Raw genomic sequence first — 19,860 nt, forward strand, 5'->3', positions numbered from 1 at the left:
GAAAGTGCGCAGCTGTTTGCGGCCCGGGACTTCGGCGAAGCGAGGAGCAGCAGCATTGTTCCTCGGCGCCTTGCTGACGCTTTCCGCACCCGCGCATGCCGATGAAGCTTCGGCTGCTCGCATTGGCGTCAATCGGATGAATCTTGCCTGGCTGCCCCGGGGCGACCAGGAGAGAATACTGACGGACATCGCCGCCAGCGGCGCGACGGATGTCCGTCTTTCGCTTTCGCGTCCGGTGGACAAGAGCATAGAGGCGCTGGCAATCGCCCACCGCCTGGGTCTGCGCATCCTTCTCGAGATTCAGCTGGGAAACAAAAGTTACTATCCCCAGAGCCTCAGACCGAGAACGGGCCATGGCCGTATCTGGGACGTCTATCGACTGTCGGATTTGGATCTTGTTCGGTATCGCAGGGAGTTGCGGCAAGCGCTTCAACGCATCGATGCCCTCGGCGTGCGTCTTGTGGCGATCGAGCCGGGAAATGAAATCAACTATGCCGGCTACAACGGCGATCTTGCCGTCTATCGAGAGCCGGGCGCCCGGTCACCGCGCAGCATCGCCGAGCTACGGGAGCGGACAAGGTTTGAACGCGGCCTCGACAACTACGTCAAGGCGCTGGAGATCAGCCGATCGGAGCTGCGCAAAACCGTGCACAGCCGCGACGCAGCCGTCATTTCCGCCGGTCTCTCGGATATGAGCGCCGCAGAAGCCGACAGGCGCGGAATGGAAAGGCTCGATCCCGGCGAATTCGTCGCGCTCCTTCGTCAACGCGGCATCGACAGTCTGGTCGATGCCTATGGCATCCACATCTACCCCGGAAGGAAAGCCGCGCCAGCTATTGCAGCGCGGGTCAGAAGCATTCTCGATTTCTGCCGGACCGCGGGAACCGGCAAGTCCTGCTGGGTCACGGAGTGGGGGATCGCAAACAAGGCGCGCTCCTGCCCGGTGGACGATCGATCGCGAGGGGAGGCGATCCATGTCATGCGCGCGACCTTCGGCGAACTGATCGAGGCAGGCCGGCTGACGGCTGCCTATTACTACGACTGGGACACCGAGCCTTCCTATAGCCTCTGGCGCTGCGGCAGGCTCAGTCCCGTCGGCGCCGCGGCGATCGGACCGGGCGAGGGCGCAGGAGCGCAAGCAAGATGATGGCCTCGACCGGAGTGGGCGCATGAAGGGCATCATCCTTGCGGGCGGCCGGGGAACCAGGCTGTACCCGGTGACGATCTCGGTTTCGAAGCAACTGCTCCCTGTCCATGACAAGCCGATGATCTATTACCCGCTCGGCATGCTGATGCTGGCCGGTATTCGCGAGATACTGGTGATCACCATGCCCAGGGACCGGCCGCTGTTCGAGGAGCTGCTGGGGGACGGCAGCCAGTTCGGCCTCGCGATCTCCTATGCCGAGCAGCCGGAGCCGAACGGACTCGCCGAAGCCTTCGTCATCGGCCGGGATTTCATCGGCAACAGCTCGGTGGCGCTTATCCTCGGAGACAATATTTTCTACGGTGCCGGCCTGCCCGAGCTTTGCGGCGATGCCGCAGCCCGGTCGAGCGGTGCCACGATCTTCGCCTATCGTGTGGATGATCCCGAGCGCTACGGCGTCGTCAGTTTCGACGGAGAGACCGGACGGGCCGTGGCGATCGAGGAGAAACCGGAGCGGGCGAAATCCAGCTGGGCGGTGACCGGCCTTTATTTCTATGAAAACAGCGTCCTTGACATCGCTTCTTCAATCAAACCTTCAGCGCGGGGCGAACTGGAAATCACCGATGTGAACCGGGCCTATCTGGAGCGCGGCGACCTTCACGTCTGCCGCCTCGGGCGGGGCTATGCCTGGCTCGATACGGGCACGCACGACAGCCTGCACGATGCCGCTTCCTTCGTACGCACGATCGAGCACCGGCAGGGCGTCAAGATCATGTGCCCGGAAGAAATCGCCTTCGAGCTCGGCTACGTTTCGGCGGATCAGGTGCTCGAGCGTGCCGACCTGCTCGGTAAAAACGACTATGCGATCTATCTCCGGAGACGGGTCAGGGAGCTCTCGGATGCTTGATGTAAGGCCCCTGGGCCTCGACGGGGTTCTGGAGATCGTCCCGCACAGGCTCGGCGACGAGCGGGGCTTCTTTTCGGAGACCTACAATGCGGAGACCCTCGCCGCCAACGGCGTCGCGAAGACCTTCGTACAGGACAACCATTCCTATTCCGCAGCTGCGGGCACGCTGCGCGGCCTGCACTATCAGCTTCCGCCCAAGGCGCAGGCAAAGCTCGTTCGGGTTGTTCGAGGCAGGGTGTTCGATGTCGTGGTCGACATTCGCAAAGGTTCGCCGACCTTCGCGAAATGGGTCGGTCTCGAACTCTCGGCCGAAAAATGGAACCAGATTCTGGTGCCTGTCGGCTTCGCCCACGGCCTCGTCACGCTCGAGCCGGAAACGGAAGTCCTCTACAAGGTGAGCGAGCATTACAGCGCCGAGCATGAGCGGTCGATCCGATACGACGATCCCGAGATCGGCATAGACTGGCCTGCCGCTACCGACCATCTGCAATTGTCCGCGAAGGACAGGAACGCACCATTGCTCCACGAATCCAATGTTTTCGAGTTCACCGCATGAGGGGAGAAACCATGCGAGTTTTGGTAACGGGTGGCGCGGGTTTCATTGGATCGGCGGTTTGCCGGCATCTGATCCGAAGCGGGGCCGAGCGCGTCGTCAATGTCGATAAGCTGACCTATGCCGGCAGCCTTGCGTCGCTACGGGCGGTGGAAAGCGATCCGCACTATGCCTTCTACCGGGCCGATATCCGCGACGAACAGGTTCTGCTGCAGATCATGCGCCGGGAGCGGATCGAAGCGATCATGCATCTTGCTGCCGAGAGCCATGTCGACCGTTCGATCGAGAGCCCCGACCCGTTTATGGAGACGAATGTCCTCGGCACGGTGCGATTGCTCAACGCCGCACTGGCCTACTGGTCGGGGCTCGGCACCGAGGAGCGAGAGCGCTTCCGGTTTCACCATGTCTCGACCGACGAAGTCTTCGGCGACCTTCCGTTCAACCGCGGGATTTTTTCCGAGGAGACGCGCTACGCACCTTCGTCCCCCTACGCGGCCTCGAAAGCGGCAGCTGATCATTTCGCACGTGCGTGGCACCACACCTACGGCCTTCCGGTGGTCGTTTCGAACTGCTCCAACAATTACGGCCCGTTCCATTTTCCCGAGAAGCTGATCCCCCTGACGATCATCAACGCCATCGAGGAAAAGCCGTTGCCGCTCTACGGCTCGGGAGCGAATGTGCGGGATTGGCTCCATGTCGACGATCATGCGACTGCGCTGGAACTGGTCATAAGCCGGGGCAGGCCAGGGGAGAGCTACAATATCGGCGCCCGTGCCGAGCGCAACAATCTGTCGGTCATGGAATGCATCTGCGATCTGCTCGACATCCGATCGCCGCGAAAGGGCGGTCATAGCTATCGGGACCTCATCACCCTTGTTCCGGACCGGCCCGGTCACGACCGGCGCTATGCGATCGACCCATCGAAGGCCGAGCGTGAGCTTGGCTGGAGGCCGAAGCGGAGCTTCGAGAGCGGGCTGAGCGAGACTGTCGACTGGTTCCTCGCAAACAGGTGGTGGTGGGAGCCGATCCGGCGCGAGCGCTATTCCGGCGCCCGCATCGGCGAGCAGCATCGGAGCGTTGCGTGAGAATTGCCGTGACCGGCTGCGAAGGGCAGTTGGCCCTCAGCCTGGTGGAACGGTCTGGTCGTTGGCCGGCCGTGGAAGTCGTTACGATCGGGCGGCCGCATCTCGATCTCACGGAGCCGGCAACGATCCTGCCGGCGATCGAGCGGTGCCGGCCGGACCTCGTCGTCTCCGCAGCAGCCTATACGGCCGTCGACCAGGCCGAAAGCGAACCGGAGGCGGCGTTCGCGACCAACGCGTTCGGGGCCGGCGCGGTCGCTGAGGCGGCCGCATGCCTCGAAGTGCCGATCATCCATATCTCTACGGACTATGTCTTCGACGGGAGCAAACAGGGGAGCTATGTGGAGGGCGACACACCGGCTCCGCTCAGCGTCTACGGCGCATCCAAGCTTGCCGGAGAAACCGCAGTTGCCGAGGCAACGCCCCGCCATCTCATCCTTCGCACGGGCTGGGTCTACAGCTCCTTCGGGAAGAACTTCGTCAAGACCATCCTGCGGCTCGCAGAGGAGCGCGAGGATATCGCGGTCGTTGCGGACCAACAGGGAAATCCATCATCGGCGATCGACCTTGCGGATGCCATCCTCGATATTTCGGCGCGCCTGACGAAATCGGGTCAGGACGCCGCCTTCGGCCTCTACCACCTCGCTGGCACGGGCGTCGTAAGCCGGGCCGATTTCGCGCGGCATGCTCTTTCGGCGAGCCGTACCGAAGGCGGTCCCTGGGCGCATGTTCGGGACATCGCGACGGGGGCGTTTCCGACACCTGCAAGCCGCCCTCCCAACTCCTCGCTGTCAAGCGCCAAATTCACCGCGGCCTTCGGCCGGGCCATGCCTGCCTGGCAGGATTCCGTGGAGCGAACCGTAAGGCGGCTTGTCGGGAGCATTTCGAGTGAAACCCGTTAGGGCGGAACGCGGACGGAAAGCCGCACGCACTTTCGGGCCGAAACGATTTACTGCCGGGCTGCCGCCTGTTGGGCGTCGGCACGCGCGGGCGGATCGGGCGCGGCCCATTCCGCTGCCGCGATGGCGGAGCCGAGCAGGAGGGCGGGCAGAGCGAGCGCCGCGAAAAACCGCAGCACGTGACGGCGACGCATGCGCTTCTTATCCCGATCGTAAACCATCGTCCGCCCCGCTTTGGATAGATTGGAAACAGTCCTCGCATGATAGAAGCAGAGAAGCCCCGCAAGGTCGAGTTCCCTGGGTAACACAACTTTGTGTCTGTAGCGTCACGTCCGACGGCCGGTCTCCCGGAAAGCACGATCGCGGCCGGCTCGATGAACCAAATGCGTTCTCATGAGTTCAATCTTCGATGCAATTGAACCAGGAGGACTACTCATGGACTGGAATCGTGTGGAAGGTAACTGGAAGCAGGTCAAAGGCAAGGTCAAGGAGCAGTGGGGCAAGCTCACCGACGACGATCTGGACCAGATCTCCGGCAGCCGCGAGCAGCTCGAAGGAAAGATCCAGGAGCGTTACGGAATCGAGAAGGACCGCGTAAGGCGCGACATAGACGATTGGTACGGCCGCCAGACGTGGAATTGGTGATCAGCAAACGCCGGTCGAGACCCGCCTTGACGGGTCTCGATCCGTGCCTAACGATTGTTCCCCTTGATGAAGGCGAAGATATTTGCCCGACAAACCACGGATAGTCGATCTTGGCTTCCGCCGCCGGAGCTATGCGCCTATGCTCGCGATGGGAGTCCGAAGCCGGCAGATCGGCACTAACCCGCGTTTCGCTCAGGAGGCTCAGCCATGACCACCGACAATGAACGGGACAAGCGCATCCGCGCACGCGCCTATGAGCTGTGGGAAAATGACGGAAGACGTCACGGAGACCATGAGCGGTACTGGCACGAAGCCGCTCGGGAGATCGATGCGGAGGCTCAGTCGGATCTTGCCTCGGACCTGCAGCCCGGTGGAATGCAGCCCGACGGCGGACGGCTCGGGGGCGTCGGGAGCATAGGAAATGAAGGCCCCGATAAGGCCAAGGCTCCGCCCCGCGGCGCCGGCCCGCGGCGGGGCACGGCGAAGAAACTATAAAGAAGGCTTCGGTGCAGTTGGGGAATGACACGCGCCCCTGAGGCTGTGTGTCCCCGACGGCCCTGCAACGGCGGCGCCTGCGGCATAGCCAATCAGATCGAGTTCAGCTCTCCTTCGTAATTCTTGTCCAGGCCTCGGCTTGTCGACCGTGCCATCACGGTCGATCTGCCGTGGCGTCTGACCCGGAGCGGAACAAGGAGAACCGGGGTTGGTTACCAGTGATTGCACCCGCCAATGGGTCATGTCACCGCAAGCCGGATTGAACAAAAGCCTGCCGGTTTTGTTTGACCTCTGCAAAAGGAAAGGAGATCGCAATGAAAGTGCCCCGTAAGGATAAGGCGCTCTCGCGCGACGAGGACTATCGCGACTATGAGGAGCGCGATCTTCGCGAAGGATGGCCCTACGCGGATGGCAGCGGCAGTACATCGAGCAGCCCCGAAAACAGAAGCTATGGCGCTACCGGCGCGAATTTCGATGAGGACCGCGGAAAGGGCTTCATCGTGGATGAGGCCGGCGCAGACGGTCTTGAGGAAAATTCCCCGGACAATGGTCGTCCTCTGCCGCCTGACCGCATCGACAGCGACGAACTGGAAGCGGTGATCACGGATTTGCTTAGCCAAATCGGTGAAGCCGAGCCCAACAGCATCGACGTGCGCGCCGACAAGGGCATCGTAACCCTGGAGGGTGCTGTCGAAACCTTGGCGATGGCGCGCCGGCTCGTGGCAGCGGTGGAGGCCGTGCCCGGGGTGCTGGAGGTTCGCAACAATCTTCAAACCCTTGGCGTCGATTCCCGCATGCCTGACGACGGCTAGCGACGACGCCTTTGCGGTAGCGCCGCCGCCGCCGGGACATCGATGGAGGGTCCAATGACAGTGTTCGAGGTATTGGCCGAGCAGGAAGTGGCCGAAGAGCTCGGTGTCGCCGTGGTCATGTTGACCCGCGAGGATGGCCGTGGTCTCCCCCGCAAAGGGATAATGCTCACGCACGAACTCGTCGACGACGCGTTCGAAGGTGACCGGGGACGGGCGGCTGAAGCAGCAAGATCCGGCGTGATCGACCATGAGGCGATGCGCCGGATCGACAGTCCGGACAGGCTGGTTTATCACCCGCGAGACGCAGCCGATCCTGTGGAATGGACGCTTGCCGCGTTCAGCCGCGACGATTTGGGACTGTTCGAAGGACCGGTCCGTTCCGGTGGGGCCGGGGCGGGCGGCATCCAGGCTTAGAGTGCTTCAAGGCAAGTGTGTAGCGTCTTCCCGTCCGGAAGTGCGCACACACTTTCCTCATCCCGCTCCTACTCTGCACAGGCGGGGTTGCCAGGGAACAATCCTGTCAATCCGCAGTTGGCTACTCGAAGGGACGTTCGAATGGAGAACATCCGATGAAGGGTATCCTTATCAAGAGTGCGCTCGCTTTGAGCCTCGGGGTTGCGTCCACCCCGGTCTTTGCACAGACGGAACAGCCGGCACAGGGCCAATCCACCGATTGCCCGGCCGGGACGGAATGTCCGCAGGGCGGCGCGCAACAGGATCAGCAGCCTGACGCTCAAGGGGGTGCGACACAGCAGGACGGGCAGACGGGCCAGGATCAGCAACAGCCGGCAGATCAGAAACAGCCCGCCGATCAGCAGCAACCGGCCGACCAGGGTCAGCAGCAGGATCAGCAAGATCAACAGAAGCAGCCTGACCAACTGCAGCAGGACCAGCAGGGGGAAACAGGCACGCAGCAGGATCAAGGCGGCTCGCAAAGCGGGGAGACGGGGACCGACACGCAGACCAAGCAGCAGGACTCCGAGCAGCAGCCCGCGCAGGGCGAAACCAAGGAACCCGCTCAAGGCCAGTCCCAGTCGACCGAGCAGGGTCAGTCCTCCGGCTCTTCCGGAGATGTCGACGTGACGGTAGAGCAGAAAACCGAAATCACGCAGATCATCAAGGAAGAGAACGTCGAGCCGATCGACGTCGACTTCGACGTATCCGTCGGAGTGGCAGTACCGGAAACTGTCAAGGTCAAGCTGAAGCCGCTTCCGACCCGCATCGTGAAGATCGTGCCGAGATATGAAGGTTATCTGTTCTTCATCCTCGCCGACGGTCGGATCGTCATCGTCGAACCTTCATCGCTGGAGATCGTGGTGATCCTCGCCTGACAGCTTGCCTGATGAAGCTGCCCGTCTGATTCTTCAGGCGGGCCATTCTCCTCGACCCACGGTCGTGCGCCGTGGGGTTTCGATCCTTTCCGGCGCCTCAAACCTCGGGGTTCGAATTATGCCGGCGCCAGATATCCAGGAGCAGCAGCGTCACCGTGAAGGCTACCGGGCCGATCACCAGCCCAGCCGACCCGAATACGATTATGCCTCCGATCATGCTCATGAACGCCGTCAGCGTGTGGAGCTTCAGGCGATCTCCCACGAAGATGGGGTAGAGAAGATTGTCGATGGTCGCGACCACTCCGGCGCCCCAGGCGACGAGTATAAGCGCCTTTCCCCACTCGCCGCCCAGGGCCAGCGACAGCGCGGCCGGAAGCCAGACGATGAAGGCGCCGAGCACCGGCACGATGGCGAGCAAGCCCATGGCGAGGCCCCAGACTACGGGCGCCGGCAGACCGAGCAACCAGAACATCAGGCCGCCCATCGCGCCCTGTACGGCAGCAACGGCCACCGTGCCGAAGACGACGGCCTGCACCGTTTCGTTTACCCGCGTGAACAGCCGGTTCATCTCCTGCGAGCTGAGAGGGGAATATTCCTTCAGCGCGCCCAGTGCCTGCTGGCCGTCACGCAGGAAATAGAACAGAAAATAGAATGTCAGGATGGCGTCGACGATCTGGGCAACGGACCCACGCACGAATGAGGCGCTGAAGTTGGTAAGCCAACTGGTCGCGCTGCCTGCGATCCCGGCCAGATCGAGCTGCGTTTCGACCCAGACGACGACCGGTGCAAGGCGTGGATGGTTGGCGAGCGCATCGCTCCATTTACCCGACCTCACCGCTTCCTCGACGATCTGTGCCCCCTTGGCAGCCTCGTTTACCAACCGTTCCGCCATGAAGGTGAGCGGAACAGCCACAACGAAGACGGCGATCGCCACGGTCGCCCCGGCGGCGGCTTCCGGGTAGCGGAAGCGTTTTTCGATCCGACGATGCAGCGGCCGGAACATCACAGTGAGCACGAGCGCCCATGTGAGAGCGGGCAGGAAGGGCACCGCGAGGAAGTAGCAGACGACCAATCCCACGGCGAGCGCAACAAGGATTGCCAATGTCCGCGACCGCCGCGGCGTCAGTAGGCGTTCTGGAGCATCCTTTTCCTCAGCTACGGAAACACTCTTCGCCATCGCGTTTTCTTCGCTCGTTTGCGGGCAGTTCGGGTCCAGTCGGACAGACTTGTCAAAAGATAACGCATCTCACCGAAAGACGTTGCGACAGCCAATGCAAACGGGCGCACCAAGCGAGCAATTGTCCCGGCAGTTCCCGTTGGTCTCGGCTGGTGGGAGCCACTACACGACACTTTGAACATGGTTTGGTGGCGCAACCGGCTTGGATGCTGGAGAGTTCGTGCGGGCGAGAAGGTGAGGACCCTGGGGGCGTGGCGATGGCGCGTGGGCGCCGGCGCGGTTTTGGTTCGGTAGAACACAGGACGATAGATATGTCTTTCAGGCCGCTTTTCGGTAGTGGGCGAATTCGGACTGCCGGAGAGCAGCCGGCGCAGCCCACGACAGCTTCCTGGGCCGGTTCCTCGGTCGTTTTCGATCGTCGGCGGTGGGCGTGCCGGGAAGCCGAACTTCGCTGGACGGCGCCGCATCACGTACTCGTCCTGACGGAGGAAGGCGCCACATCGCAGACCTCCATCCGATCCGATGGAAAGATGGTTTATGAGGGGCGGGACCGATCTGGTGCGATAACGTTCGTGCCCGCGGGGGTGGAACGCCTCGGTGCCTATCGCGACGTCGACCTTATCTATTCCGCCCTGTGGATCAAACCCCGGTCTATCTCTCCCGCCAGCGATCACCTGCAGGATTTGCCGGTCCTGATAAACAAGAGCGACAATGTGATCAGCGCGCTGTTGCAATCGTTGAGCAGCGAGATATCCAACGGCCATATCCCCGATTCGGCCTATATGGAACATCTGATTGCACTCGTCACTTTGCGGATACGTGGCTTCGCTGACGAGCCCGTACCGGCTCCCCGCCATGGCTCCCTCGGCAGCCGCGTCGTCAAACGGGTCCGTGACTATATAGACGCACACTTGGACGGCGACATTTCCCTCGGCGATTTGGCCGATGTCGCCGGTGTTGCCTCGGATTCTTTTGCGCGTCGCTTCAAAGTCACGACCGGCTTCGCGCCTTACGCCTATGTGCTCGAGGAACGCATCCGGCGCTCGGAGGTGCTCCTGTGCGAGACCGACACGACGCTGAGCGCGATCGCGTTGACCTGCGGCTTCTCGAGCCAGAGCCACTTCACCACGACATTCAAGCGCCTGCGAGGCGTCACCCCGCACGCCTATCGGTCGAAAGTTATTCCGAAATCCTGATAATCGCGCCGATTTCCTGAAAGAAATGGCAGGCGCCGGCGGCCATGTTGTCTCCTGTCGATGCGCGCCGCTCGGCGCGTTCCAGGCGGTGGGAATCCACCTCGCAGTCGAATCCGGAGATGACTCATGGACGAAACGCAAAAGGACAATGGACCGACGCGAAGGGCGGTGCTCGAGGGCGGTGCAGCCACGACCCTGCTCCTCATCGCCGGCCTGCCCGTCGGGCGTGCCGCTGCAACCGGTGCTGCTGGCGCACCGTCTACAGGCCCGGCGTCCACGCTGCCGGTGCTGCTCAACATCAATTCCAATGACATCGCGGTGGAAGTGGATCCGCGGACCACGCTGCTCGACACCTTGCGCAACCATCTCGGTCTCACCGGTTCGAAAAAGGGTTGCGACCATGGTCAATGCGGAGCCTGCACTGTTCTTGTGAACGGACGCCGGATCAATGCCTGTCTGACGCTCGCCGCGATGCATGAGGGCGATGAGATCACCACGATCGAGGGGCTTGCAGGTGAGGACGAACTTCACCCGATGCAAGCGGCATTCATCGAACACGATGGTTTTCAGTGCGGCTATTGTACTCCCGGACAGATATGCTCCGCAGTCGGAATGCTGCGGGAGGTCGGCGAAGGTTGGCCGAGCCACGCAACCGCCGATGTTGCGGCCGCCTCCGCCAATCTTACCGATGCCGAAATTCGTGAGCGCATGAGCGGCAATCTCTGCCGTTGCGCCGCTTACCCCAACATCGTAGCCGCCATTCGCGATGCGGCAGGGAGGTCATGAAGCATGCAGCCCTTCTCCTATCAGCGGGCCGACACAGTGGAGACGGCCGTTGCGGCTGTGGCGCGTCGGCCGGCGGCACGTTTCATCGCCGGCGGCACCAATCTCCTGGATCTGATGAAACTGGGTATCGAGCGCCCGGATCATCTCGTCGACATCGGCCGTTTGGGACTCGACCGTATCGAGCCGACCGAGGAGGGCGGATTGCATATCGGCGCTCAGGTCCGCAACAGCGATCTCGCCGCCGATCCGATCGTCAGGTCACGCTACCCGGTTCTGTCTCAGGCGCTGCTGGCGGGCGCCTCCGGCCAGATAAGAAACAAGGCTTCGACAGCCGGCAACCTTCTCCAGCGTACGCGATGTCCCTATTTTTACGACCGCAACATGCCTTGCAACAAACGAGAACCGGGCGCCGGTTGCGCCGCACTCAAGGGCTTCAACCGGATGCATGCGGTCATCGGAACGAGCCAGGCGTGCATTGCCGTGCATCCCTCAGACATGGCGGTCGCCATGGCGGTGCTCGACGCTGCAGTCGAAACCGTCTCACCGGGAGGTGAAACGCGTTCGATCCCGATCGGAGATCTCTACCGGCTGCCTGGCACGACGCCGCACCAGGAGACCGTGCTTGCCCACGGCGAAATGATCACCGGCGTCACTCTGCCGCCACCACCCGCGGGCCGGCAGGCATATCGCAAGGTGCGCGACCGCGCCTCCTACGCGTTCGCCCTCGTTTCCGTTGCAGCGATCATCGAGGTTTCCGGCAATCGGGTGCGAACCGCTCGTGTCGCCTTGGGTGGCGTTGCGCCGAAACCCTGGCGGGCCCTGGAAACCGAGAGCAGGCTCGCGGATGCGGCACTATCGGACCATGTGCTAACGGACGCCGCGGAGGCCGCCCTGGCGGGAGCCGCCGGATATGGCGGCAACGACTTCAAGATTCCCTTGGGCAAGCGGACGGTGCGTTACACGCTCGCCTCCCTGGCCGAACAAGCATGATCCGAGCAAACTGGTGGACACTATGACGGATAAGGCGCAGCGAAATACCACAAGCGGTGGCGGCAGCCTCATAGGCAAACCCATCGACCGCGTCGATGGGCCGGTCAAGGTTACCGGCACCGCCACCTATGCCTACGAAGTTGCGGAGGGCCCGGCTCCGGCTTTCGGTTTTGTCCTGGGTGCGGGCATCGCCAAAGGCCGCATTCTGGAAATCGAAACCGGCCACGCCGTACGAACACCGGGCGTCCTTCACGTGATGACGCATCTGAATGCACCGCCGCAACCGGAATTTGGTCCAGCCGTCACGCCGGCCGTGCGCGATGTTTTCACCCGTGCGCGACCCGTGCTCCGCGACGACCGCATCCGCCACTATGACGAGCCCATCGCTCTTGTGGTCGGCGAGACCTTCGAGGCCGCACGCGCCGCTGCGGCCCTCATCAAGGTGGGCTACGAAGAAGCAGCCGGCGACTTCGGCCTCGAAGAGCGCCGCGGAGCGGCCTACGCACCGCAGCGGACCAATGCAGGCTTTGATACGGATAGTGCAGTGGGCGATTTCGATGCCGCCTTTGCCGAGGCGGCGGTGCGGATCGACATGACCTACCGTACGCCCTATCAGCACCACAATCCGATGGAGCCCCATGCGACGTTGACGGTCTGGCAGGGCGACGGCGTAACGATCCATACCTCGGCCCAGACCCTCTCGAACTTTCGTGCCGGTCTCGCCGCCACGCTCGGCATTCCTCTCGAGCGCGTGCGCGTGATCAGCCGTTACATCGGCGGTGGTTTCGGCTCCAAACTCATTGTCCATGCCGATTCGGTGCTCGCGGCTCTGGCCGCGCGCATTCTCGGAAGACCCGTCAAGGTCGCCCTGACGCGCCAGCAGATGTTCGCCAATGCCGGGCACCGTGCGGAAATGCTCCAGAACGTTCGATTGGGCGCGAGCCCCGACGGAAAACTGCTTGCTCTCGGACACGATGTCTGGTCGGCAACCTCTCGCGTCGAGGAATTCTGCGAGCAGACGGCGGTCTTCGCCCGTTCGCTCTATGCCGCGCCCAGTCGCCTGACCCGCCACCGGCTCGTTCCAGTCGACCTCAACAGAGGCGAGTGGATGCGATCTCCGGGCGAGGCCCCAGGCATGCTCGCGCTGGAATGCGCCATGGACGAGTTGGCCGAGCGGCTGGGTCTTGACCCGATCGAGCTCAGGATCCGCAACGAGCCCGATCTCGATCCCGAGCGCGGGGTGCCGTTTTCCACGCGTAACCTCGTGGCATGCATGCAGGAGGGCGCACGGCGCTTCAGTTGGGAGCGGCGCAGGTCGGAACCGGGCAGCCTGCGCGAAGGCCGGAAGTTGGTTGGCCTCGGCATGGCGGCTGCGATCCGGCCGAACTACATTGGGGCCGCGGCGGCTTCGGTTCGGATCGATGCGGAGGGGCGAGTGACCGCTCGCCTCGACATGACCGATATCGGTACGGGGACCTACACCATCCTCACGCAGATAGCCGCCGATGCTCTCGGCGTTCCGATTGCGGCAGTCACGATCGAGCTTGGGGATAGCCGCTTTCCCTTGACCGCAGGCTCCGGCGGTTCCTGGGGAGCGGCAAGTGCCGGGACGGCCCTCTTGCGTGCGTGCGAGGCGCTGAAACGCAAGATCGTGGCCGCGCTGCGCACGCAAGATGGTGCATCCGACCAGAATTCCGGGACTGACGACGTCACGATGGTCGCAGGAGCGATCCGCTTCGGCGAACGGACGGAAGCATTGCCGGAATTTATGCGGCGCGTCGCACCCGAAGGGCTCGACGCCACGGGCTCGGTCGAGGCCGGTGCGAGCACCGAGAGCTACCGAGCATTCTCGCAGCATTCGTACGGCGCGCATTTCGCCGAGGTGAGCGTCGACTGCGACACGGGAGAGGTTCGTGCGAGGCGCTTGCTCGCCGTGATCGGCGCAGGCCGTATTCTCAATGCCAAGACGGCGCGTTCACAGATACTCGGAGGTATGATCTGGGGTCTCGGCGCAGCCTTGATGGAGGAATCCGTCCTTGACCGCCGCCACGGATGTTTCGTCAATCATGACCTTGCCGAGTACCACGTTCCGGTCAACAGCGACGTTCCCGACCTCGATGTCGTGTTCATGGAGGAGAGCGATGACAAGGCCAACCCTTTCGGCGCAAAGGGCCTCGGAGAGCTCGGCGTTTGCGGTGCCGGCGCGGCGATCGCCAATGCGGTCTATAACGCCACCGGAGTAAGGGTTCGCGAGTTCCCGCTGACCCTGGACAAGGTCCTGCCGGGCCTGGCGACGGTTGCGCTTTGAATTCCGGCGAAAGCGAGCTGAGGGATCCTCAGGTCGGTGTCGAGCCCATCACCAGACCTTCGATGTCGTGTTTCTGCGTGACGGGGATCAGTTCCTCGACGACACTGCAGACGAGGTGCTGCTTCACCAGAACGGGCAGGGCATCAAAGTAATCCTGCGTCACCATCATGTCGTGCAGTTCGGCGTGGCCGGCGCCGGGCGCGTCGACGCCGAGGACCATGACCGGACGGGCGATCGGCGAAGCATGTTCCGTACCCCGATGGATGGTGAGCGCGGAGCGGCACGAAACGTCTCCCAGCTTCGGATATTTGCGCGTCGCGAGCTCCTGAAACTCAGGCCACCTCTCCTTGGGCGGGAACATTTCATGCTTCCACTCCCTGCCGTCGAGCCACTGGGTGCCGGGCGCGATCTCGAACGGACCCATATCCTCCGTCACGTCCACGCCGGTGAGATTGAAGGCAAGCGAGGTGATGCGGCGCTCGACATAGGTTTCCGGCGGCGAGGGGAAGTCGCGGTGCCAGGGCTGGTACTTCGCCCCCTGGAACGGCACGTCGAAACCGATCTCGACGATCTGGTAGTCGGGACCGAGCACCGCCTCGCACATGCCGGCCACCCACGGATGGGTGACGAGGTCGACGAAGCCGGAAAAATCCTGCGGATGGATCTCGATGTACCAGCGGCGCGGGCCACGGCCGACGGCGCCACCCGGCCGCTGAATGGCCGACCAGAAGGCCGTCATCATGTCCTCACGCATGGTTTCGGCCCACTCGCGCGAGAAGGCACTCTTCAGTCCGGTAATGCCCTCCCGTTGCAAGGCTTCGACGGACGCGCTGAAATCGTAGCCCGACCGGTTTTCATGTGTTGCTGTCGTAGTCATCACATCTCCTCTTGCTTCGCATTGTCGCGGGCTTCACCATGGCCGCATCTCAGACGCGTTCCTCGCCTGTTCGGCGTGACATCAATCGCGCCTGAAGAACGACGACGATCAGCAGGAAGCCACCGCGGATGACGGATTGCCAATAGGCCGAAAGGGAAATCCACCCGAGACCGTTCTCGAAATTCAGGATGTTGAACACCATTGCGAGCAGAAGGGCGCCCGCAAGGGTCGCCCCGACAGAGCCCGAACCGCCTGTCAGAAGCGTACCTCCGACGACTACGGAGGCGATCGCGAAGAGTTCCCAGCCGACTCCCTCGGTCGGTTGGCCGGCACCGAACTGCGAGGCGAGGATGACGCCTGCGAGCCCCGCCAGCGCGCCGGAGCCGACATAGACGGCGGCGAGCGTCCGCCTCACCTTGAGGCCCATCAATGCGGCCGTCGCTTCGCCGTCGCCGATCGCCAGCACATGGCGGCCGACAGGCAGGCGTTCGAGCACCAGCCAGCCGGCAACATAGACGAGAAGGGCGATCCAGGCGGGAATCGGAAAGCCAAGGAAGTCGTCCTGGCCTATCGCCGTGAAGCCGCTGTCGTAGGAAACGGAGACGGACTGGTTTCCCGCAAGCAGCAAGCCGGTGCCATAGGCCGCCAGCATTGTCGCGAGCGTCGCGATAAAAGGCTGGGTGCGCATGACGGTCACGGTGAAACCGTTCAATGCTCCGACGGCAAGACCCGCCGCGATGCCGCCGAAGAGACCTGCGGCCCAATGATAGGGCGACAGAAGCGCGGCGACGACGCTCGCCATGGCTGCGGTACCGCCGACGGAGAGATCGATGCCCCCCGTCATGATGACGAAGGCCATGCCCAGCGCGATCAGCGCGAACATGGAGTTGTAACGCAGGAAGCTCAGGATGTTGTATTGCGACAGGAAGTTCTCGTAGCGCAGCGCTCCGAACAGGATGAGGCCGAACAGCGCCAGGATGACGCCGAGGCGGGCCATATCGCCGGGGGACTTGAGGGCAAGAGCCTTGAGGAGTGAGTTCATCGGCATTCTCCCTCACGACTTTCCGGCGCGCTGCTGGATGAACACCGCAAGTAAGATCAGTGCAGCCTTGACGATCAAGGCGGCCGCGTCCGGCACGCCATTGGCCAGCAGGGTGTAGCGCACCAGCTGGATGACCAGGGCGCCGATCACGGTGCCCACGATGTTTGCCCGCCCGCCGGTCAGAAGCGTGCCGCCGACGGCGACTGCGGCGATCGCGTCGAGCTCCATGCCGAGGCCGACGAGGTTCGCGTCGCTTGCGGAATTACGCGCGACGACGATGAGGCCCGCCACCCCGGCAAGCGCGCCGCTGATCGTGTAGACAAGCAGTTTGACGCGGTGGACGGGTATGCCGGTGAGGCGTGCGGCCTTCTCGTTGCCTCCGACCGCGATGACCTGCCGCCCGAACACCGTGTAGCGGATTGCCGCCCAGGCGATCGCTGCGATCGCAATCATCAGGATCACCTGGGCGGGAATGCCGGCGACACGCCCCAGGGCGATGAATTGGAAACCTTCGTTCCGGAAGACCTGCAGGTTGCCGTTGGTCATCACCTGGGCGATGCCGCGGCCTGCGATGAACAGCACGAGGGTCGCGATGATCGGCTGGATGGCGAAACGGGTCACGAGGAGGCCGTTGAAAAGACCGAGCAGCCCCGTCGCGACGACCGGCAGAACGAAGGCCAGCGCCACGGCCACGGGCATGGAGGAAATCGGAAACAGCGTCCCCATGAAGATCATCGGCGCAAGCGCACCGCCGATCGCCATCAGGGAGCCAACCGAAAGATCGATGCCGCCGGTGGCTATCACGAGCGTCATTCCGATGGCGACGATCACGATCGTGGCGACCTGGGTGAGATTGACGTTGAGCGTCTGCAGCGACAGGAAGTTCGGAGTGAAAACGACGTTGAACAGGATCAGGGCCAGGAAGGCGGCGACGGTGCCGTAACGCCCGGCGAGCCTAAAGAAACGTTTGCCGGAGGGGACGGTGCCTGCGGTCGCCTGTGTCTCGATCGTCGTCATGCTACTCCACCTGATGTGCCATGGCGGCAAAGAGCGCAGCCTCGCTCAATTCCTTGCGCGGCAGCACGGCGACCGAGGTTCCGTCGCTAAGCACGGTTACCCGGTCAGCCGCCGCCAGCAATTCCTCGAGTTCGGACGAAATCATCAGCACGCCGAGGCCCTCGTCGGCGAGCCGGCGCAGGAGGCGGAGGATTTCCGATTTGGCGCCGATATCGATGCCGCGGGTCGGCTCGTCGACGATCAGGAGCTTGGGATCGGTGCAGAGCCACCGGCCGAGCAGGACTTTCTGCTGATTGCCGCCGGAAAGTTCCTTGATAGGCTGGTCCGGCGAGGTGCATTTGATGCCCAGCGCCGCGATGTAGCGAACCACGATTTCATCCTGGCGGGCGCGATCGACGATACCGGCGCGGGCGAGCTTCGGCAGAAGCGCGAGCGTCATGTTTTCGCGAATACTCATATCGGGAATGATGCCGTCGACCTTCCGGTCCTCGGCGACGAGCCCGATGCCGTCGGCAATTGCGTCCGCGGGCTGGCGATAGGAGCGGGCTTCGCCATCGTAGCGAATTTCGCCGCGCTGCAGCCGCTCGGCGCCGAAAATCAGGTTGGCCGTTTCGGTTCGGCCGGAGCCGAGCAAGCCGGCAAGCCCGGAGATCTCGCCTTCGCGCACCGTGAGGCTCACATCCCGCACGCGGACGCCGGCGCCCGCATTCCGGACCGATAGCCGCACCGGTCGCTGTGCGCCCTCGTCGGCGTCCTTGGCGATCGCTTCGAAGGCCGCGAGTTCTTTGCCCAGCATATGGCGCACCAGTGCGAGCTTCGGCATGTCCGCCATTGCGGCCGTCGCCACGGTCTTGCCGTCACGCATGATGGTGACCCTGTCGCAGATCCGGTAGAGCTCGTCGAGACGATGGCCGATGAAGACGACCGAGACGCCGCCGCGTTTGAGCGTCCTTATGGTGTCGAAAAGGATGCCGACTTCCCGCTCGTCGAGGGAAGAGGTCGGTTCGTCCATGATGACGAGCCGTGCCTTCTGTGTCACGGCGCGCGCGATGGCAACCATCTGCCGGGTAGCGGCGCTGAAGCCGGCGACAGGTTGATCGACGTCGATCTCCAGATTGAAGGTCCGCAGCACGTCGGCGGCGCCTTGTCGCATCGCGGCCCGGTCGATCATGCCGAAGCGGCGGGGTTCGCGCGACAGATAGATGTTTTCGGCGACGGAGCGCTGCGGGGCGAGGTTGATCTCCTGGTAGATCGTCGCAATGCCTCGGGCCTGGCTCTCCGCCGGCATGCTGAAGGATACGTCCTCTCCCGCAAAGACGACTGCACCCTCGTCGCGGCGGTACGCGCCGGTCAATATCTTGATGAGCGTCGACTTGCCCGCGCCGTTCTGCCCGACGAGTGCCATCACCTCGGCTTCGCCGACTTCGAGAGAAGCCGCACGAAGCGCCGGAATGCCGTTAAACGACTTGCAGATGCCCTGCATGGACAGAAGCATAAGTCCTCCCGATGCCGATCTGTCTTTATCGCGGCCGATTTCGCAGCGATTGCGGACTTCGCCACCCGGCCGGAGCGATCCGATCGGGTGGCGAAGGATGTCAGTAGGCGTTGGCGAGTTCGGCAGCCGCGTTTGACGCGTCGTAGAACTTGTCCTCGTTTATGACTGTGGGGTCGATCTTCTCGCCCTTGGCATAGCGCAGCATCGTCTCGAAGGCCTTGGGCCCGAAGCGCGGATTGCACTCGACCACCGCGGCGATCTTTCCATCGATGACCGCCTGCACCGCTTCCTTGCCGCCGTCGATCGACAAGACCAGCACGTCCTTGCCCGGGACCTTGCCCGCCGCCTCTATTGCGGCAATGGCACCGATCGCCATCTCGTCGTTATGGGCATAGACGATGTCGGCATCCGGATGCGCCTGCAAGAGGGCTTCGGCGACCTGCCGGCCCTTGTCGCGTGCGAAATCGCCCGACTGCGAAGCGACGATCTCGAAGCCGCCTGCCGCCTTGATCGTCTCGTCGAAACCTTTCTTCCGGTCGTTGGCCGGCGACGAGCCGGTCGTACCCTCGAGCTCGATGATCTTCGATTTGCCGTTGGCATTCTTGACGAGCCACTCGGCGATGCGCCTGCCCTCTTCGATGAAATCCGAGCCGATGAAGGTCACGTAGTCCTCGCCGGCCTTGGCAAGCGACGGATCGACGCTGCGGTCGAGCAGGATGACGGGAATGCCGGCCTTCTTGGCGGCCATGACGGCGGGGATCAACGGCTTCTCTTCGCGCGGCGCCAGGAAGATCAGGTCCACGCCCTGGGCGATCATCGAGTTGACGTCGGCCACCTGCTTGGCCGCGGACCCGGCGGCGTCCGTGTAGACGAGCTGATGGCCGAGCTTCTCGGCCTCGGCTTTCATGCTGTTTGTCTGGGCGATGCGCCAGGGATTGTTGGATTCCGTTTGCGCGAAACCGACCTTATAGGTCTCCTTCTGCGCCAGTTTGGGCAGTTCCGCGAAAGCGACGGTGCCGGCGACGGCGATTGCGCCGGCCGCCGTGGCCGCAAGCATGAACGCGCGACGTGAAATCCTGTTCATCGTGTTCTCTCCTCCCGGTT

The 19,860-nt window shown here is 63.1% G+C and carries 21 protein-coding genes; 14 read left to right on the forward strand and 7 right to left on the reverse strand.

The annotated features are described in order from the left end of the window. The first annotated feature begins 55 nt into the window (after positions 1–55). The 5 genes from ACFHWW_RS27905 to rfbD are packed head-to-tail and all read left to right on the forward strand — an operon-like array spanning position 56 to position 4,588. Positions 56–1,147, forward strand: a complete 1,092-nt coding sequence (locus ACFHWW_RS27905) for a glycoside hydrolase (RefSeq protein ID WP_379942334.1) — start codon at positions 56–58, stop codon at positions 1,145–1,147. 22 nt (positions 1,148–1,169) lie between these two features. Further along, positions 1,170–2,051, forward strand: a complete 882-nt coding sequence (gene rfbA / locus ACFHWW_RS27910; RefSeq protein WP_338281267.1) for a glucose-1-phosphate thymidylyltransferase RfbA — start codon at positions 1,170–1,172, stop codon at positions 2,049–2,051. Next, positions 2,044–2,607: a dTDP-4-dehydrorhamnose 3,5-epimerase gene (gene rfbC, locus ACFHWW_RS27915; RefSeq protein WP_379942336.1), complete on the forward strand. Its 564-nt coding sequence runs from the start codon at positions 2,044–2,046 to the stop codon at positions 2,605–2,607. Before rfbA ends, rfbC begins: the two co-directional genes overlap by 8 nt. Before the next feature lie 11 nt (positions 2,608–2,618). Beyond that, complete coding sequence (rfbB, locus tag ACFHWW_RS27920; RefSeq protein WP_379942338.1) at positions 2,619–3,689, forward strand: dTDP-glucose 4,6-dehydratase; 1,071 nt, start codon at positions 2,619–2,621, stop codon at positions 3,687–3,689. Further along, a complete protein-coding gene (gene rfbD, locus ACFHWW_RS27925; protein ID WP_379942340.1) occupies positions 3,686–4,588 on the forward strand; it encodes a dTDP-4-dehydrorhamnose reductase in 903 nt (300 codons plus the stop codon). Before rfbB ends, rfbD begins: the two co-directional genes overlap by 4 nt. A 47-nt stretch (positions 4,589–4,635) precedes the next feature. Here the strand turns inward: rfbD and ACFHWW_RS27930 are convergent, their stop codons facing one another. Further along, a complete protein-coding gene (locus ACFHWW_RS27930) occupies positions 4,636–4,779 on the reverse strand; it encodes a hypothetical protein (protein ID WP_198516656.1) in 144 nt (47 codons plus the stop codon). 241 nt (positions 4,780–5,020) lie between these two features. Between ACFHWW_RS27930 and ACFHWW_RS27935 the strand changes: the two genes are divergently transcribed. From ACFHWW_RS27935 to ACFHWW_RS27955, 5 genes are all read left to right on the forward strand, one after another. Continuing rightward, the gene (locus ACFHWW_RS27935; protein ID WP_003528984.1) at positions 5,021–5,230 is read left to right on the forward strand and encodes a CsbD family protein; all 210 of its coding nucleotides are present in this window, start codon (positions 5,021–5,023) and stop codon (positions 5,228–5,230) included. Positions 5,231–5,437: 207 nt separating this feature from the next. Next, positions 5,438–5,725 carry a DUF2934 domain-containing protein gene (locus ACFHWW_RS27940; protein ID WP_379942342.1) on the forward strand — a complete coding sequence of 96 codons (288 nt, stop codon included), beginning with the start codon at positions 5,438–5,440 and terminating at the stop codon, positions 5,723–5,725. A gap of 314 nt (positions 5,726–6,039) precedes the next feature. After that, the gene (locus ACFHWW_RS27945) at positions 6,040–6,537 is read left to right on the forward strand and encodes a BON domain-containing protein (protein WP_379942344.1); all 498 of its coding nucleotides are present in this window, start codon (positions 6,040–6,042) and stop codon (positions 6,535–6,537) included. 54 nt (positions 6,538–6,591) lie between these two features. Further along, a complete protein-coding gene (locus ACFHWW_RS27950; RefSeq protein ID WP_379942346.1) occupies positions 6,592–6,951 on the forward strand; it encodes a hypothetical protein in 360 nt (119 codons plus the stop codon). A 155-nt stretch (positions 6,952–7,106) separates the two neighbouring features. Next, positions 7,107–7,868, forward strand: a complete 762-nt coding sequence (locus tag ACFHWW_RS27955; RefSeq protein WP_379942348.1) for a DUF1236 domain-containing protein — start codon at positions 7,107–7,109, stop codon at positions 7,866–7,868. A 97-nt stretch (positions 7,869–7,965) separates the two neighbouring features. Here ACFHWW_RS27955 and ACFHWW_RS27960 read toward each other — a convergent pair whose 3' ends face one another. After that, positions 7,966–9,045, reverse strand: a complete 1,080-nt coding sequence (locus ACFHWW_RS27960) for an AI-2E family transporter (RefSeq protein ID WP_379942350.1) — start codon at positions 9,043–9,045, stop codon at positions 7,966–7,968. Between the two features lie 311 nt (positions 9,046–9,356). Here ACFHWW_RS27960 and ACFHWW_RS27965 point away from each other — a divergent pair, with 311 nt between their 5' ends. The 4 genes from ACFHWW_RS27965 (at position 9,357) to ACFHWW_RS27980 (ending at position 14,325) form a co-directional block, all read left to right on the forward strand. Continuing rightward, a complete protein-coding gene (locus ACFHWW_RS27965) occupies positions 9,357–10,241 on the forward strand; it encodes a helix-turn-helix domain-containing protein (RefSeq protein ID WP_379942352.1) in 885 nt (294 codons plus the stop codon). A gap of 126 nt (positions 10,242–10,367) precedes the next feature. Next, positions 10,368–11,027, forward strand: coding sequence for a 2Fe-2S iron-sulfur cluster-binding protein (locus ACFHWW_RS27970; RefSeq protein WP_100670236.1), 660 nt, complete (start codon positions 10,368–10,370; stop codon positions 11,025–11,027). Positions 11,028–11,030: 3 nt separating this feature from the next. Then, the gene (locus tag ACFHWW_RS27975; RefSeq protein WP_379942354.1) at positions 11,031–12,017 is read left to right on the forward strand and encodes an FAD binding domain-containing protein; all 987 of its coding nucleotides are present in this window, start codon (positions 11,031–11,033) and stop codon (positions 12,015–12,017) included. Positions 12,018–12,039: 22 nt separating this feature from the next. Continuing rightward, positions 12,040–14,325, forward strand: a complete 2,286-nt coding sequence (locus ACFHWW_RS27980) for a xanthine dehydrogenase family protein molybdopterin-binding subunit (RefSeq protein WP_379942356.1) — start codon at positions 12,040–12,042, stop codon at positions 14,323–14,325. A 28-nt stretch (positions 14,326–14,353) separates the two neighbouring features. On the opposite strand, the gene ACFHWW_RS27985 is transcribed toward ACFHWW_RS27980, so the two are convergent. The 5 genes from ACFHWW_RS27985 to ACFHWW_RS28005 form a co-directional block, all read right to left on the reverse strand. Further along, complete coding sequence (locus ACFHWW_RS27985; RefSeq protein ID WP_379942358.1) at positions 14,354–15,202, reverse strand: phytanoyl-CoA dioxygenase family protein; 849 nt, start codon at positions 15,200–15,202, stop codon at positions 14,354–14,356. 49 nt (positions 15,203–15,251) lie between these two features. Further along, positions 15,252–16,244 carry an ABC transporter permease gene (locus ACFHWW_RS27990; protein ID WP_379942360.1) on the reverse strand — a complete coding sequence of 331 codons (993 nt, stop codon included), beginning with the start codon at positions 16,242–16,244 and terminating at the stop codon, positions 15,252–15,254. A gap of 12 nt (positions 16,245–16,256) precedes the next feature. Then, a complete protein-coding gene (locus tag ACFHWW_RS27995) occupies positions 16,257–17,261 on the reverse strand; it encodes an ABC transporter permease (RefSeq protein ID WP_379942362.1) in 1,005 nt (334 codons plus the stop codon). Position 17,262: 1 nt separating this feature from the next. After that, positions 17,263–18,756 (reverse strand): sugar ABC transporter ATP-binding protein, encoded by a 1,494-nt coding sequence (locus ACFHWW_RS28000; RefSeq protein WP_100670242.1) that lies wholly within the window; start codon positions 18,754–18,756, stop codon positions 17,263–17,265. A 100-nt stretch (positions 18,757–18,856) separates the two neighbouring features. After that, the gene (locus ACFHWW_RS28005; RefSeq protein WP_100670243.1) at positions 18,857–19,840 is read right to left on the reverse strand and encodes an ABC transporter substrate-binding protein; all 984 of its coding nucleotides are present in this window, start codon (positions 19,838–19,840) and stop codon (positions 18,857–18,859) included. Positions 19,841–19,860 lie beyond the last annotated feature (20 nt).

This window comes from Sinorhizobium sp. P24N7 (genome assembly GCF_042436655.1).
Classification (GTDB): domain Bacteria; phylum Pseudomonadota; class Alphaproteobacteria; order Rhizobiales; family Rhizobiaceae; genus Sinorhizobium; species Sinorhizobium meliloti_A.

Bases quoted from the DNA above. Each gene is read 5' to 3' on its own strand.
- ACFHWW_RS27990 (WP_379942360.1), bottom strand. From the start codon at position 16,244: ATGAACTCACTCCTCAAGGCTCTTGCCCTCAAGTCCCCCGGCGATATG.
- ACFHWW_RS27950 (WP_379942346.1), top strand. From the start codon at position 6,592: ATGACAGTGTTCGAGGTATTGGCCGAGCAGGAAGTGGCCGAAGAGCTC.
- ACFHWW_RS27960 (WP_379942350.1), bottom strand. From the start codon at position 9,045: ATGGCGAAGAGTGTTTCCGTAGCTGAGGAAAAGGATGCTCCAGAACGC.
- ACFHWW_RS27965 (WP_379942352.1), top strand. From the start codon at position 9,357: ATGTCTTTCAGGCCGCTTTTCGGTAGTGGGCGAATTCGGACTGCCGGA.
- rfbC (WP_379942336.1), top strand. From the start codon at position 2,044: ATGCTTGATGTAAGGCCCCTGGGCCTCGACGGGGTTCTGGAGATCGTC.
- rfbB (WP_379942338.1), top strand. From the start codon at position 2,619: ATGCGAGTTTTGGTAACGGGTGGCGCGGGTTTCATTGGATCGGCGGTT.
- ACFHWW_RS27970 (WP_100670236.1), top strand. From the start codon at position 10,368: ATGGACGAAACGCAAAAGGACAATGGACCGACGCGAAGGGCGGTGCTC.
- ACFHWW_RS28000 (WP_100670242.1), bottom strand. From the start codon at position 18,756: ATGCTTCTGTCCATGCAGGGCATCTGCAAGTCGTTTAACGGCATTCCG.
- ACFHWW_RS27935 (WP_003528984.1), top strand. From the start codon at position 5,021: ATGGACTGGAATCGTGTGGAAGGTAACTGGAAGCAGGTCAAAGGCAAG.
- rfbA (WP_338281267.1), top strand. From the start codon at position 1,170: ATGAAGGGCATCATCCTTGCGGGCGGCCGGGGAACCAGGCTGTACCCG.
- ACFHWW_RS27930 (WP_198516656.1), bottom strand. From the start codon at position 4,779: ATGCGTCGCCGTCACGTGCTGCGGTTTTTCGCGGCGCTCGCTCTGCCC.
- ACFHWW_RS27940 (WP_379942342.1), top strand. From the start codon at position 5,438: ATGACCACCGACAATGAACGGGACAAGCGCATCCGCGCACGCGCCTAT.
- ACFHWW_RS27995 (WP_379942362.1), bottom strand. From the start codon at position 17,261: ATGACGACGATCGAGACACAGGCGACCGCAGGCACCGTCCCCTCCGGC.
- ACFHWW_RS28005 (WP_100670243.1), bottom strand. From the start codon at position 19,840: ATGAACAGGATTTCACGTCGCGCGTTCATGCTTGCGGCCACGGCGGCC.
- ACFHWW_RS27955 (WP_379942348.1), top strand. From the start codon at position 7,107: ATGAAGGGTATCCTTATCAAGAGTGCGCTCGCTTTGAGCCTCGGGGTT.
- ACFHWW_RS27985 (WP_379942358.1), bottom strand. From the start codon at position 15,202: ATGACTACGACAGCAACACATGAAAACCGGTCGGGCTACGATTTCAGC.
- ACFHWW_RS27945 (WP_379942344.1), top strand. From the start codon at position 6,040: ATGAAAGTGCCCCGTAAGGATAAGGCGCTCTCGCGCGACGAGGACTAT.
- ACFHWW_RS27980 (WP_379942356.1), top strand. From the start codon at position 12,040: ATGACGGATAAGGCGCAGCGAAATACCACAAGCGGTGGCGGCAGCCTC.
- ACFHWW_RS27975 (WP_379942354.1), top strand. From the start codon at position 11,031: ATGCAGCCCTTCTCCTATCAGCGGGCCGACACAGTGGAGACGGCCGTT.